The 13,281-nt window shown below is 65.1% G+C and carries 13 protein-coding genes; 6 read left to right on the top strand and 7 right to left on the bottom strand.

All coding sequences use genetic code 11. From position 1 onward, the window contains the following. Positions 1-35: 35 nt before the first annotated feature. Both groL and groES read right to left on the bottom strand, forming a co-directional pair. Entirely contained in the window at positions 36-1,670 is a 1,635-nt protein-coding gene (groL, locus tag LB513_RS11510; RefSeq protein WP_224663615.1) for a chaperonin GroEL, read from the bottom strand. 107 nt (positions 1,671-1,777) lie between these two features. Further along, positions 1,778-2,092, bottom strand: a complete 315-nt coding sequence (gene groES, locus LB513_RS11505; protein WP_224663614.1) for a co-chaperone GroES — start codon at positions 2,090-2,092, stop codon at positions 1,778-1,780. 246 nt (positions 2,093-2,338) lie between these two features. On the opposite strand from groES, the gene LB513_RS11500 reads away from it, so the two are divergent. The 3 genes from LB513_RS11500 (at position 2,339) to LB513_RS11490 (ending at position 4,420) form a co-directional block, all read left to right on the top strand. Beyond that, complete coding sequence (locus LB513_RS11500; RefSeq protein ID WP_224663613.1) at positions 2,339-2,596, top strand: hypothetical protein; 258 nt, start codon at positions 2,339-2,341, stop codon at positions 2,594-2,596. After that, positions 2,593-2,859: a DUF1488 domain-containing protein gene (locus LB513_RS11495; RefSeq protein ID WP_224663612.1), complete on the top strand. Its 267-nt coding sequence runs from the start codon at positions 2,593-2,595 to the stop codon at positions 2,857-2,859. Before LB513_RS11500 ends, LB513_RS11495 begins: the two co-directional genes overlap by 4 nt. 274 nt (positions 2,860-3,133) lie before the next feature. Next, positions 3,134-4,420, top strand: coding sequence for a DUF763 domain-containing protein (locus tag LB513_RS11490; RefSeq protein ID WP_224663611.1), 1,287 nt, complete (start codon positions 3,134-3,136; stop codon positions 4,418-4,420). An 18-nt stretch (positions 4,421-4,438) separates the two neighbouring features. Here LB513_RS11490 and LB513_RS11485 read toward each other — a convergent pair whose 3' ends face one another. Then, a complete protein-coding gene (locus LB513_RS11485) occupies positions 4,439-4,582 on the bottom strand; it encodes a hypothetical protein (RefSeq protein WP_224663610.1) in 144 nt (47 codons plus the stop codon). Between the two features lie 362 nt (positions 4,583-4,944). On the opposite strand from LB513_RS11485, the gene LB513_RS11480 reads away from it, so the two are divergent. Both LB513_RS11480 and LB513_RS11475 read left to right on the top strand, forming a co-directional pair. After that, a complete protein-coding gene (locus LB513_RS11480; RefSeq protein ID WP_224663609.1) occupies positions 4,945-7,209 on the top strand; it encodes a PAS domain S-box protein in 2,265 nt (754 codons plus the stop codon). Positions 7,210-7,243: 34 nt separating this feature from the next. Next, entirely contained in the window at positions 7,244-7,612 is a 369-nt protein-coding gene (locus tag LB513_RS11475) for a response regulator (protein ID WP_224663608.1), read from the top strand. A gap of 30 nt (positions 7,613-7,642) precedes the next feature. Here the strand turns inward: LB513_RS11475 and LB513_RS11470 are convergent, their stop codons facing one another. Further along, on the bottom strand, positions 7,643-7,912 hold the full coding sequence (locus tag LB513_RS11470; protein ID WP_224663607.1) for a hypothetical protein: 270 nt from the start codon (positions 7,910-7,912) through the stop codon (positions 7,643-7,645). Between the two features lie 194 nt (positions 7,913-8,106). On the opposite strand from LB513_RS11470, the gene LB513_RS11465 reads away from it, so the two are divergent. After that, positions 8,107-10,134, top strand: a complete 2,028-nt coding sequence (locus LB513_RS11465) for an amidase (RefSeq protein WP_224663606.1) — start codon at positions 8,107-8,109, stop codon at positions 10,132-10,134. Between the two features lie 10 nt (positions 10,135-10,144). Here LB513_RS11465 and LB513_RS11460 read toward each other — a convergent pair whose 3' ends face one another. From LB513_RS11460 to LB513_RS11450, 3 genes are all read right to left on the bottom strand, one after another. Next, positions 10,145-10,555, bottom strand: a complete 411-nt coding sequence (locus LB513_RS11460; protein ID WP_224663605.1) for a hypothetical protein — start codon at positions 10,553-10,555, stop codon at positions 10,145-10,147. Positions 10,556-10,665: 110 nt separating this feature from the next. Next, positions 10,666-12,159 carry an aldehyde dehydrogenase family protein gene (locus LB513_RS11455; protein WP_224663604.1) on the bottom strand — a complete coding sequence of 498 codons (1,494 nt, stop codon included), beginning with the start codon at positions 12,157-12,159 and terminating at the stop codon, positions 10,666-10,668. 73 nt (positions 12,160-12,232) lie between these two features. Continuing rightward, positions 12,233-13,255 (bottom strand): LLM class flavin-dependent oxidoreductase, encoded by a 1,023-nt coding sequence (locus tag LB513_RS11450; protein WP_224663684.1) that lies wholly within the window; start codon positions 13,253-13,255, stop codon positions 12,233-12,235. Positions 13,256-13,281 lie beyond the last annotated feature (26 nt).

Genomic DNA, 13,281 nt, shown 5'->3' with positions numbered 1-13,281 from the left:
CCTCGCAGAAGCCTGGCGACAGCCCGAACCGATCGTTAGTAGCCGCCCATGCCGCCCATGCCGCCGCCGCCCGCGGGTGCGGCGTCCTTGGCCGGCATGTCGGTGATCATCGCTTCCGCGGTGATCAAAAGCGCGGCGATCGAGCCGGCGTCCTGCAGTGCGGTGCGCACCACTTTGGCCGGGTCGACGATGCCGGCCTCGATCATGTCGACATAGACCTCGTTCTGGGCGTCGAAGCCCTGATTGTGGTCCGTGCTGTCGGTGAGCTTGCCGACGACGATCGAGCCTTCGACGCCGGAATTCTCGGCGATCTGGCGGATCGGCGCTTCAAGCGCGCGAAGCACGATGGAAATTCCCGCAGTGACATCGGCATTGGCGCCGTTGAGGCCGGCAAGCACGGAGCGTGCGCGCAGCAGGGCGACGCCGCCGCCGGGCACGATGCCTTCCTCGACGGCCGCGCGCGTTGCGTTCAGCGCGTCGTCGATCCGGTCCTTCTTTTCCTTCACTTCCGATTCGGTGACGCCGCCGACGCGGATGACGGCAACGCCGCCCGACAGCTTGGCCAGCCGCTCCTGCAGCTTTTCCTTGTCGTAGTCGGAGGTCGTCTCCTCGATCTGACCCTTGATCTGGCCGACGCGCGCCTGGATGGTGTCCTTGGTGCCGGCGCCGTCGATGATCGTGGTGGTGTCCTTCTCGATCAGCACGCGCTTGGCGCGGCCGAGCATGTCGATGGTGACGTTTTCGAGCTTGATGCCGAGATCCTCGGAGATCATCTGCCCTGCCGTCAGCACCGCGATGTCTTCAAGCATCGCCTTGCGGCGATCGCCGAAGCCCGGTGCCTTGACGGCCGCGACCTTGAGGCCGCCGCGCAGCTTGTTGACGACCAGCGTGGCCAGGGCCTCGCCCTCGACGTCCTCTGAGATGATCAGGAGCGGTCTGCCGCCCTGCACCACTGCCTCCAGGATCGGCAGCATAGCCTGAAGATTGCCGAGCTTCTTCTCGTGGATGAGGATGTAGGGCTCTTCCAGCTCGACCCGCATCTTGTCGGCATTGGTGACGAAATAGGGCGAGAGATAGCCGCGGTCGAACTGCATGCCCTCGACGACGTCGAGCTCGGTCTCGGCGGTCTTGGCTTCCTCGACGGTGATGACGCCGTCATTGCCGACCTTGTCCATCGCCTTGGCGATCATCTCGCCGACGCTGGCATCGCCATTGGCGGCGATGGTGCCGACCTGGGCGATCTCGGACGACGACTTGACCTTCGTGGCCTTCGCCTTGATCTCGACAACGACGGCGGCGACCGCCTGGTCGATGCCGCGCTTCAAATCCATCGGGTTCATGCCGGCAGCGACCAGCTTGGCGCCTTCGCGCAGGATCGAGGCGGCCAGCACCGTGGCGGTGGTGGTGCCGTCACCGGCGAGATCATTGGTCTTCGAGGCCACTTCGCGCACCATCTGTGCGCCCATGTTCTCGAACTTGTCGGCAAGCTCGATTTCCTTGGCGACGGAGACGCCGTCCTTGGTGATGCGCGGCGCGCCATAGGCCTTGTCGATGATGACGTTGCGGCCCTTCGGGCCGAGCGTGACCTTCACCGCATTGGTGAGGATCTCGACGCCGCGCAGCATGCGATCGCGCGCTTCAGTGGAGAATTTGATTTCCTTGGCAGACATTGTTTATTCCGTTCGAATCTGGAGGGGAGCAGTCGCCTCGTAGAGCGACCTGCTTTCTTGAAGTCCTGAAGTGCTGCCTGCGCGTCCCGAAGGATACGCGGCGATCGTCAGGCGGCCTGCTTGGCTTCGATGCCCTTGTCGATGACACCCATAATGTCGGTTTCCTTCATGATCAGAAGCTCTTCGCCGTCGATCTTGACTTCGGTGCCCGACCATTTGCCGAACAGTATGAAATCGCCGGCCTTGACGTCGAGCGGCACGAGCGCGCCATTTTCGTCGCGTGCGCCGGGCCCGACGGCGATGACTTGCCCTTCCTGGGGCTTCTCCTTGGCATTGTCGGGAATGATGATGCCGCCCTTGGATTTGATATCGCCTTCGGCGCGCCGGATGACGACGCGATCGTGGAGTGGCCGAAACTTCATGAGAACTACTTTCTGGGGCCGGCATAGGCGGCCGCGTCTCCCATATAGGCGCTTTGGCACTCGATAGATAGGAGTGCCAAAAATTATTCGCTGACCCGATTAAATATTCAAAGTATTATTTTGGCCGGCCTTTTCGTGATATGCGTCCGGGGCCAAATATTTCAAAAGATTGAATTTTGCCGATTCAACGCCTATTTATCGGACGAGTTCACTTTCACGATTTCAGGGACAAGGGAGATTTCTTCGATGGCTGAAGGCAATCAGACGATCATGGAAAAAGCTGAAGCCCGCTTTGTCGACAAGCAGAAAAAGACGGCCGAGCGCAACAAGGCTACCGCCGAGTACATGTCCGAGGCCAAGGCCCGCGAGATCAAGACCGCGAAGCTCCGATCCTTGCGGCTCGCCAAGGAAGAGGCCGACCGCGCCGCGGAGGCCCTGAACCCGACGCCGAAAAAGAAGCGGGTGACCAAGAAGGCCGCCGCGGCGACAGAGGCCAAGACGTGAGCCTGACCTTCCCCAATCGCAGCCGCAGCTATGACGAGGCCGGCAAGCGCATCCGGTTCGTGGGGCATGACGGCATGTTCCAGATCTCCTTTTCCGTCGCCGCCGATGCGATGGCGAAGATGCAGCCGGCGGCAGCAGCCAATGAAGCCGGCTATCTGGCCACGTTCGACACGCAGAGCAGCGCCATCCGCGACGTCGCGGCCAGGGCCTACGATCGCACCCGCAAGAGCGTGTATGTGCTGACCGCGGCCGATTTTGGCTGATCTGTGCAGTGACTGCCGCTCAACGCCGATCCCGGTTTTGATCGGGACAGGCAGCCATGCGCCAGCAATTGCTCCAGTCGGGCGATGATGTCCGATGCGATGATGTCCGATGCCAGGAGCCGGCCTTCGTCCAGCAAGCGAACATCACGGCGCCGACGTCTCGGCAGCGCTAGGAGCGGGAGCGCGCCGTCGCCGGGCTTGCAAATCGCCCTTCGGGTGCCATTTCTAGTCCGGGCAACCGGTGCCCGACTCACCGGCCGGAGACGTTGGACTTTTGACGCAGCGAAGCGGCAGCGCCGACCTGCCGCTGCATGGCGGGCGGGTCCCGAAATGGCTCGGCGATCGCATGACGCGCCTTGGCGCGGTGCTGTGCGAGGCCATCATCCATCATTACGGCCGCGACGAGTTGCTGCGCCGGCTGGCGCATCCCTTCTGGTTCCAGTCCTTCGGCGCGGTGATGGGCATGGACTGGCACTCCTCCGGCATCACCACCAGCGTCATCGGCGCATTGAAGCGCGGGCTGACGCCGCTGTCGGGTGAACTCGGCATCCATGTCTGCGGCGGCCGCGGCGCGCATTCGCGCAAGACGCCGCATGAACTCGAACGGATCGGCGAGCGCGTCGGTATCGACGGCGGGGCCCTGGCCACGGCAAGCCGGCTGGTCGCCAAAGTCGACAGCGCCGCCGTCCAGGACGGTTTCGACCTCTACCTGCACGGCTTCATCGTCACCGACGACAGCCGCTGGGTGGTTGTCCAGCAAGGCATGAACGGCGACAGCAAACTGGCGCGCCGCTACCACTGGCTGTCGGAGGGCCTCGGCAGCTTCGTCGACGAGCCGCATGCGGCGATCGAGGGCAAGCGGCAAGGCGAGATCGTCAACCTCACCGACCGCCGCGCCGAGCGGTCGCGTGGCGCCCAGCTCGACCTGCTGCGCCAACTCGGCCCCGATCGCATCGTGCGCGAATTCGCCGAAATCGAACCGTCGAAGGCTCCGCCCGCCGCGCAGCCCATGCTGCCCAATCTGATCATGCCCGCCCACCATGATGTCCGCGAAAGCGACATCGTCATGCGCCGCCTGCACGGCAATATCTCGGCGGCGATCGAAAGCGGCCCGGCGGATTTCCCCGAATTGCTGCTGGTTCCGGGCGTCGGCGCCCGTACCGTGCGGGCGCTGGCCATGGTGGCGGAGGTCGTGCACGGCGCGCCCTGCCGCTTCTCCGATCCGGCGCGGTTCTCGCTCGCCCATGGCGGCAAGGACCGGCATCCGTTTCCGGTACCGCTCAAGGTCTATGACGAGACCATAGCGGTGATGAAGTCGGCGGTCCGCAAGGCGAAACTCGGCAACGAGGAAGAGCTTGGCGCCTTGCAGCGGCTGGACGGACAGGCGCGCCGCCTGGAGCGCTACGTCACCGGTCCGAGCCTCAAGGAGATCGTCGCCGGCGAGCTCGACCAGTCGCACGAATTGGGCGGCCGCTCCGTCTTCGGCTGGGAGCCGCCGCCGGCCGACGCTTCCGTCTCTCCCACGGGACCAGCCACGGGACGCCGACAGCGCGGCGGCTGAGCGGCACCCGAGCGTATCCTAAAAGCCGAAGAACAGGCGACCGATCAGCAGTCCAAGCGCCGTGACGACCAGCGGGAACAGCAAGGGCGCTGCCTTGCTGAACAATGAGACTTTTGTCTCCTTCGGCGGGACGTAGCGCGCGTTGCCGAGATTCTTGGTCATTCCATCCTCCAGGCACGCCCATCCATTAGCAGATCCTGACTTACGCATGGCCGAATTAACGACTTGCAAAGAAAATGGATCGAATGGCCGACAAAGAATTGGTCGAGGAGCCGGACGCCACGCTGGGAAAATCGCCGTCCGGCCGGAACCGAATGCACCCTCTCCGTGTTTGGGCGTTCGGGGTTCATGGATATGCAGACTTCATGTGAAGGCGCCCACGGACGCACATGACAAGGCCGTGGCCTCACCGCCACCGAGCATGAAGCCCGTTCGGGCCGGCTAGTCGCCGGTAGACTTGACAAGAGGCCCTTTTGGCCACGACTACCATCTCGACAATCGTCCCGACCTGACCACGAGACAGCATGCCAGCAGTTGACATCAACACCGCGAGCGACCGCGGCCATGCCTTCCTCGCCGGCGGTGGCCAGCTCGGTAACCTGATCGCTGCTTTCGACTGGGCCTCGACATCGATCGGTCCGATCAGCGGCTGGCCGCAGAGCCTGAGGACGGCGACATCGCTCATTTTGCGCTCCAAGGTGCCGATCGTCATGCTGTGGGGCGAAGACGGCGTCATGATCTACAACGATGCCTATTCGGTCTTTGCCGGCGGGCGCCATCCGCGACTGCTCGGCTCCAGGGTGCGCGAAGGCTGGCCGGAAGTGGCCGACTTCAACGACAATATCATGAAGGTCTGCCTGGCCGGCGGCACGCTTGCCTATCGCGACCAGATGCTGACGCTCAACCGCACGGGCGAACCCGAGCAGGTCTGGCTCGACCTCGACTATTCGCCGGTGCTCGACGAGAGCGGCGAACCGGCCGGCGTCATCGCCATCGTCATCGAGACGACCGCAAAGGTCGCGGCGGAACGCTGGCGGGCGAGCGAGCGCGACCGTCAACGCCAGATGTTCGAACAAGCGCCCGGTTTCATGGCCATGCTGTCGGGGCCCGACCATGTCTTCGAGCTGACGAACGCCGCCTACAGGCAGCTGGTCGGCCACCGCGACGTTATCGGCAAACCCTTGCGCGAGGCCTTGCCGGAGGTGGCGGGTCAGGGCTTCGTGGAACTGCTGGATCATGTTTTCACCAGCGGCGAGGCCTTCATCGGCCATGCCATGAAAGCGGAGCTGCGGCAAAGCCCCGATGCGCCCGAGGAAGACCGTTTCATCGACCTGGTCTACCAGCCGGTGCGCGCGCCTTCCGGCGAAGTGATCGGCATCTTCGTGCAGGGCGTCGACGTGACCGACCGGCTTGCGGCCGAACAGGCCCTGCGCCGCAGCGAGACGCAGTTCCGCACCTTCGCCGAATCCATGCCGAACCATGTCTGGACGGCGACGCCCGAGGGCCTGCTCGACTGGTTCAACCCGCGCGTCTACGAGTATTCCGGAGCAGCAGTCGGAGACCTCGACGGTCAGGGCTGGTCCACCATCGTCCACCCCGACGATCTTGAGCCGGCCGGCGAAAAATGGCGGCAGGCGCTCGCCGAGGCCGTCTTCTATGAGACCGAGTTCCGGCTGCGGCGGAGTGACGGAGTCTATCGCTGGTTCATTTCGCGCGCCGTTCCGATCCGCGACACCGATGGCGTTATCCTGCGCTGGATCGGCACCAACACCGACATTGACGACCAGAAGCAGGCGGCGCAGGCCCTGCTGCAGAGCGAGCGCCGCCTGCAGCTGTCGCAGAACGCCGCCGGCATAGCGTCACTCGAACTCGACATCGCCAGCGGGATCGTCGTCGGTTCCGAAGGTTTCTGGGACCTCTGGGGACTGTCGCCGCGCGACAGCGTGCATATCAGCGTGCTTGAGAACATCGTCATCCCCGAGGACAAGGACGTCCGCTCCAACCAAGAGAGCCGCGAGCAGGGATCGGCGGCGCCGCATGTCGAATACCGCATCCGGCGGCCCGACAATGGCGCGCTGCGCTGGCTTTCGCGCCATGTCGACTTCGTCCATGACGAGACCGGCAAGCCGATCAAGATGTTTGGCGTCATGCAGGACGTCACCGACCGGCGCGAGGCTCAGGCGAGGCAGGAACTGCTCACCCACGAACTGGAGCATCGCATCAAGAACATTTTGGCGATGGTCGCGGCCATCGCCTCGCAGACCTTGCGCAACACCGACATCGTCACCGCCAGCGCTATCTTCAACGAACGGCTGCGCGCGCTGGCCAATGCGCATGACATCCTCAACAAGACACGCTGGACCAGCGCCTCGATCCGCGAGGTGGTCGACAACACCATTGCCTCCTTCCCGGCCGAGCAGATCCTCATTTCGGGCCCCGCGCTGCCAATCAACCCGAAGATGGCGCTGACCTTGGCCCTGGCCGTCAATGAGCTTGCCACCAACGCGCTGAAATATGGCGCGCTGTCGGTACCCGAAGGCCAGGTATCGATCGAATGGTCGCTGCAACCGTCGGCCGAAATGGACGGACAGGCACGGCTGGTCTGGCGCTGGCGCGAACAGGGCGGCCCACCGGTTGTCCCGCCCAGCCGTCGCGGCTTCGGCCGCTTCCTGATCGAACGCGTGCTGGGCACCGATTTCGGAGGGTCGGTACGGATCGATTACCATCCCGACGGCGTTGAATGCGAGTTGAACGCACCGGCACCCCAGTTGCCGACCGGTCCCTACTGACTTCACAGCCGCTACCGACTAGATAGAGCGTAACATGACCATGCAGCCCTCCACCACTGTCCTTGTCGTCGAAGACGAAGCGTTCCTGTTGTTCGCGATCGCCGACGAGCTGCGGGAGATGGGCTTCGAGGTGCTGGAAGCCAGCAATGCCGACCAGGCGATCGCGGTGCTGGAGCGCCGGCAGGATATCGCCATCCTTTTCACCGACATCGACATGCCCGGTTCGATGGATGGGCTGCGCCTGTCGGTCGCCGTGCGCGACCGCTGGCCGCCGGTGAAGATCATCATCACCTCGGGCAAGCGGCAGCCGGCGCGGGAGGCGATGCCCAGCGGCGGCGTTTTCCTGCCCAAGCCCTATGCCCCGGAAGCCGTCGCCGCGACAATCAACGGCCTGCTCGGCTGATCCGGAGCAGCAATCCAGACGTCAGGCCTGCTACTTGCCGCAGTGGTGATCGTTGATCTTGTTGAGTGCGTTGGCGTCCGGGCCGACGCGATCGTAGGAGCAGGGTCCGGCTCCAGTGGTGAACATCTGCTGGTCGTAATAGCGCGGGCCACCGAACAGGAAGTTGATGAGGTCGTTGTCGGCGGGAACGTAGCGTTCCGGCTGGACCTTGTGATGCTGATGCCTGTCTCCGGCAAGGGCCGAGGCACAAGCGCCGAGGGCAAGAGCGATGGTGAGGATCGCGAGGCGGTTTGTCTTCATTGCAGCACCTTTCTGGCATCCGGAATCGCACAATATATGCAAAACCGCCCGCCGGACAAAAGTTCCCTCCATATGGTTTCGCGGACCTGTCGGACGAACGGCAACAGCCCATGTTCACCCGCAGGCTCGATTGGCTCTTGCCGAAGACGGCATCCTCGCTCATCCCTTGAATCGACCGCAACTCGGGAGCCATGATGACCGACGCCAGCCTTCACATCGTCGAAGCGACGATCGAGCAATTGCGCCATGCGCTCGAGGAAGGCACGGTGACCAGCGTCGAGTTGGTCGGGGCCTATCTCAGGCGCATCGCCCGTTACGATCGGCATGGCATCACGCTGAATTCCATTCCCGTGCTCAACCCGCTTATGTTCGAGGAGGCCGCCGCCTCGGACCGGCGGCGCCGCGACGGCGCCGTGCTCGGACCATTGGACGGCATCCCCTACACGGCCAAGGACAGCTACAAAGTCTCAGGCCTGACGGTCGCCGCCGGTTCGCCCGCCTTCGAGCATCTCGTCGCCAACGAGGATGCCTTCACCATCTCCCGGCTCAGGGCCGGAGGCGCGGTGCTGATCGGCCTCACCAACATGCCGCCAATGGCCAATGGCGGCATGCAGCGCGGCGTCTATGGCCGCGCCGAGAGCCCCTATAATGGCGACTTTCTGACCGCTGCCTTCGCGTCCGGTTCGTCCAATGGTTCCGGCACCGCCACCGCGGCCAGCTTCGCCGCCTTCGGGCTCGGCGAGGAAACCTGGTCGTCCGGCCGCGCGCCGGCCTCCAACAATGCGCTGGTCGCCTACACGCCCTCGCGCGGCGTCATCTCGGTGCGCGGCAACTGGCCCCTCGTGCCGACCATGGATGTGGTGGTGCCGCACACGCGCAGCGTGCCCGACATGCTTGAACTGCTCGATGTCATCGTCGCCGACGACCCCCAGACGCGGGGCGATTTCTGGCGCGCCCAGCCCTGGGTCAAGCTGCCGAAGAGTTCGCAACTGCGGCCGCCGCGCTACACCGATCTGGCGCTGGCCGGCTCGCTGAAAGGCATGCGCCTCGGCGTGCCGACCATGTATATCGGACGCGACGGCGGGGCCGACAAGCCGATCGAAACCCGCGCTTCGGTGCTTGCCCTTTGGGAACAGGGGGCGGCGGATCTGGCCATGCTTGGCGCCGAGGTGGTGGAAGTCGATTTCCCCGTCGTCTCCAACTATGAGCGCGACCGCCCCGGCGCGCGCACCATGGTTGAGCGCGGCTTGGTGCCGGCAGAATTCGCCGAGCGCGAGATCTGGGACCTTTGCGTCTGGGGCTGGGATGACTTCCTGCGCGCCAATGCCGACCCGGCTCTGCCCGACCTTGCCTCGGTCGATGGTCCGAAGATTTTCCCCCAGCCGCCGGGCGCGCTGCCCGATCGCTATGAGGGTGGCTTCGACCTGGCGGAATATGTCGAGCACGCCAGGCGCGGCGTGACGCCCTTGGCCGATATTCCGGCGCTGGAAGCCGGCCTGCAAGGGCTGGAGGCGACAAGGCGGATCGATTTCGAGGACTGGCTGGACGCGCGAGGCATCGACGCCGTGGTGCTGCCCGCCGTGGCCGATGTCGGTCCCGCCGACGCCGACATCAACGAGACGTCCGCAGCACTTGCCTGGCGCAATGGCACCTGGGTCGCCAACGGCAATCTCGTCTGGCGCCATTTCGGCATCCCGACCGTCACCGTGCCGATGGGGACGATGACAGACATCGGCATGCCGGTCGGCCTGACCTTCGCCGGCAAGGCCTATGATGACGAAAGGTTGCTGCGCATGGCCGGCGACTATGAACGCGCCACGCAACGCCGCACCGCGCCGCCGCGCACGCCGCCGCAGCCCGGCGATTTCTTCTCCAACCGTCCAGCGCCTGCCGGGAACCGCGACAGGCCGGCGCCTCGCATCACCCTTGCCGCCGAAACGCGCCCATCCGGCGATCAGGACGAGATTGCCGTCACCGTCGACCTCTCTGGCGACGCCATCGAAATCGAACGGGCCGGCGTCCAGGTGCATGTGAACGACGAGACCGTCGCGCTGAGCCGAAGCGGCGTCCGCTTCACCGGCCGGGTGCTCGTCCCCGCCGCCGAACACCGGCCTCTGCACAGCACCTGGCGCGGCTCCTACGGCTCGATCGTCATCGCCGTGGTGAGGCTGGCCGATGGCCGCACCGCCGGCGCCTACACGGTCACCGGCGGCATCGAGTGAGCGCCATGTGCTATGAAGGAAGTGACGCCAGCCAGGCTTCCCAGAATTGTTGCTGCATGTGGACAAAAACCGGAACGACGTCGGGGCCTTCGTCGAATATGTCGATCACATCGCCCCTTTGAGGATGTTCCCCCATCTTGACCTTCACGGCCATCAATCCGCGGCTCTCGGTGATCACTGTATTTTCGGGAAACACATACGCACTCGCTCCGTAGCAAAATGGCAGCAAACCATCGACCTCCAAATCCTGGCGGATCTGAAACAAGGCTTCAAAAAAATCCTCTTCTTCGGCCTTGATCATCTTGCCTCGATAGCTGCATGTCAGGCTGCAGACGGTATCGTCGGCGTGCAGAGTAAATACGGCCTCCTCGTCTCCGCCGGTGCCTCCACCGATCAGGAACACGGTACGTTTTATAGCCATTTCCCACCCCCTCGCATTGGCTGACTCCTAACGATGGCGGCCAGTTTTGCGGCCATCGCGAGCATGCGAATGTAGCCACAACCATACGATGACGGAATAGGACAGTGCAATCAATCCGTGCGGATCCAAACGCCCTTGGTGTTGAGATATTCGTCGAGATGCTCGGCGCCGCCCTCGCGGCCGTAGCCGCTCATCTTGTAGCCGCCAAACGGCACCGCCGGATCGATGGCGTGGTAGGTGTTGACCCAGACGGACCCGGCGCGCAGCCGGTTGACCAGTTGGTGCGCCTTGCCGAGGTCGCGCGTGAACACGCCGGCGCCCAGCCCGTAGGGCGTGTCGTTGCCGCGCCGCACCGCCTCGTCCAGCGTATCGAAGGGCAGCGTCGAGATCACCGGGCCGAAGATTTCCTCCCGGGCAATGCGCATGTCGTCGGTGACGCCGGAGAACACCCCAGGCGCGATGAAATTGCCGGCCCCGAGCGGGCCTTCGGTGAGGCGATTGCCGCCGGTGACCAGCCGAGCGCCCTGGCTGGTGCCGTCCTCGATGAAGCCGGCGACGCGCTCGAGCTGCCGGGCCGAGATCAGCGGCCCGATCTCGGTTTGGGGATCGGCGCCGTCGCCGATCCTGAGCTTCGCCGCAAAGGCGCAAACCCGCTCGACGAATTCGTCGTGGATCGGCCGCTCGACGAACAGCCGCGACCCGGCGATGCAGATCTGGCCGGAATTGGCGAACACTGACATCGCCGCGATCGGCACGGCGCGTGCGAGATCGGCGTCCGCGCACACGATCACCGGCGACTTGCCGCCGAGTTCCAGCGAGACGCGCTTCATGTTGCCGGCCGAGGCGCGCAGGATGCTCTGGCCGGTGGCGGTCGAGCCGGTGAAGACGATCTTGTCGACGTCCATATGGGCGGCGAGCGGCGCGCCGGCCTCCGCGCCGGTGCCGGTGACGACGTTGACGACGCCAGGTGGCACGCCGGCCTCCATCATCAGCGCGCCGATCAGCAGCGGCGTCAGCGGCGCTTCTTCCGATGGCTTCAGCACGATGGTGCAGCCGGTCGCCAGCGCCGGGCCGATCTTCCAGACCGAGGCGGCGGTCGGCGCGTTCCAGGGAATGATCGCGCCGACCACGCCGACCGCTTCCTTGCGGGTATAGGACACGATGTCGCCCGGCAGCGAATTGCCGATCGTCTGGCCATGGATCGAGGTCGCCATGCCGGCATAGAAGCGCAGCATGCCGAGCACGCGGGTCTTGTTGGCCAGCGTGCGCACGATCGGCATGCCCATGTCGGTGGTGTCGGAGAGCGCGACCTCCTCCCAGTGGCGCTCGATGAGATCGGCGATCCTGAGCAGCAGCAGCTGGCGCTCATAGGGCTTGAAGCGGCTCCATGGACCGTCGAAGGCGCGCCGCGCCGCCGCCACCGCCAGGTCGATGTCGGGCGCACCCGCGAGTGGCACGGTGCCGATCACGGCGCCGGTCGCCGGATTGCGGGTCTCGAGACGGCCGCCGCCCCGCGCGTCGCACCAGGCGCCGTCGATCAGCATCTTGCGGTGCCGTCCGTCGATCGGCGTGTGCAGCGACGGAATGTTTGCCGACAGGGTCATGGCGCCATCCTAGCGGCTGCGAACCGGCGCGGTCCAGCCGCCGCGATCGAAGCGAAAGGCCGCCGCCCGCCCTTCAGCGCCAGCCCAGCGCCGGCGCGACATGGGTCAGGATGGCCTCGAGGACATGGGCGTTGTAGTCGACGCCGAGCTGGTTCGGCACGGTGAGGAGCAGCGTGTCGGCTTCGGCGATCGCCTCGTCCTGCGCCAGTTCCTTGATCAGCACGTCCGGCTCGGCGGCGTAGCTGCGCCCGAAGATCGCCCTGGTGTTTTCCTCGATGAAGCCGATCTGGTCGCGGCTCTCATTGCCGCGGCCGAAATAGGCGCGGTCGCGGTCGTCGACCAACGCGAAGATGCTGCGGCTGACCGAGACGCGCGGCTCGCGCCCGTGGCCAGCCGCCTTCCAGGCCTCGCGGTAGAGGCGGATCTGCTCGGCCTGCTGGATGTGGAACGGCTTGCCGCTCTCATCGAATTTCAGCGTCGAGCTCTGCAGGTTCATGCCGAGCTTGGCCGCCCATTCCGCCGTGGCGTTGGTGGCCGCGCCCCACCAGATCCGTTCGCGCAAGCCTTCCGAATACGGCTCGAGCCGCAGCAGGCCGGGCGGATTGGGAAACATCGGCCGGGGGTTGGGCTGGGCGAACCCCTCCCCCCGCAGCGTCTGGAGGAAAACCTCGGCGTGGTGGCGCGCCATGTCGGCATCGCTCTGGCCCTCCGGCGGCGCGTAGCCGAAATGGCGCCAGCCGTCGATCACCTGCTCGGGAGAGCCGCGGCTGATGCCAAGCTGCAGGCGGCCGCCGGCGATGATGTCGGCGGCGCCCGCATCCTCGGCCATGTAGAGCGGGTTCTCGTAGCGCATGTCGATGACGGCGGTGCCGATCTCGATGCGGCTGGTCCTGGCCCCCACCGCCGCCAGCAGCGGAAACGGCGAGGCCAGCTGACGCGCGAAATGATGAACCCGGTAATACGCGCCGTCGGCGCCGAGTTGCTCGGCGGCGACGGCGAGGTCGATGGATTGTAGCAGCGCGTCGGCGGCGGAGCGCACCTGCGACTGCGACGAGGGTGTCCAGTGCCCGAACGAGAGGAAGCCGATTTTTTTCATGGCCATGCGATATAAGGATGCGGGTC

Source organism: Mesorhizobium sp. ES1-1 (assembly GCF_020164785.1).
GTDB lineage: Bacteria > Pseudomonadota > Alphaproteobacteria > Rhizobiales > Rhizobiaceae > Mesorhizobium.
The sequence above is the reverse complement of the archived record's forward strand: the minus strand, read 5'-3'. Positions and strand labels throughout refer to the sequence as shown.

What these genes read in the sequence shown, in the direction of transcription:
- LB513_RS11460 (WP_224663605.1), bottom strand. Translation starts at nt 10,555, where the DNA reads ATGGCTATAAAACGTACCGTGTTCCTGATCGGTGGAGGCACCGGCGGA.
- LB513_RS11455 (WP_224663604.1), bottom strand. Translation starts at nt 12,159, where the DNA reads ATGACCCTGTCGGCAAACATTCCGTCGCTGCACACGCCGATCGACGGA.
- groL (WP_224663615.1), bottom strand. Translation starts at nt 1,670, where the DNA reads ATGTCTGCCAAGGAAATCAAATTCTCCACTGAAGCGCGCGATCGCATG.
- LB513_RS11485 (WP_224663610.1), bottom strand. Translation starts at nt 4,582, where the DNA reads ATGACCAAGAATCTCGGCAACGCGCGCTACGTCCCGCCGAAGGAGACA.
- LB513_RS11470 (WP_224663607.1), bottom strand. Translation starts at nt 7,912, where the DNA reads ATGAAGACAAACCGCCTCGCGATCCTCACCATCGCTCTTGCCCTCGGC.
- LB513_RS11450 (WP_224663684.1), bottom strand. Translation starts at nt 13,255, where the DNA reads ATGAAAAAAATCGGCTTCCTCTCGTTCGGGCACTGGACACCCTCGTCG.
- LB513_RS11465 (WP_224663606.1), top strand. Translation starts at nt 8,107, where the DNA reads ATGACCGACGCCAGCCTTCACATCGTCGAAGCGACGATCGAGCAATTG.
- groES (WP_224663614.1), bottom strand. Translation starts at nt 2,092, where the DNA reads ATGAAGTTTCGGCCACTCCACGATCGCGTCGTCATCCGGCGCGCCGAA.
- LB513_RS11480 (WP_224663609.1), top strand. Translation starts at nt 4,945, where the DNA reads ATGCCAGCAGTTGACATCAACACCGCGAGCGACCGCGGCCATGCCTTC.
- LB513_RS11475 (WP_224663608.1), top strand. Translation starts at nt 7,244, where the DNA reads ATGACCATGCAGCCCTCCACCACTGTCCTTGTCGTCGAAGACGAAGCG.
- LB513_RS11500 (WP_224663613.1), top strand. Translation starts at nt 2,339, where the DNA reads ATGGCTGAAGGCAATCAGACGATCATGGAAAAAGCTGAAGCCCGCTTT.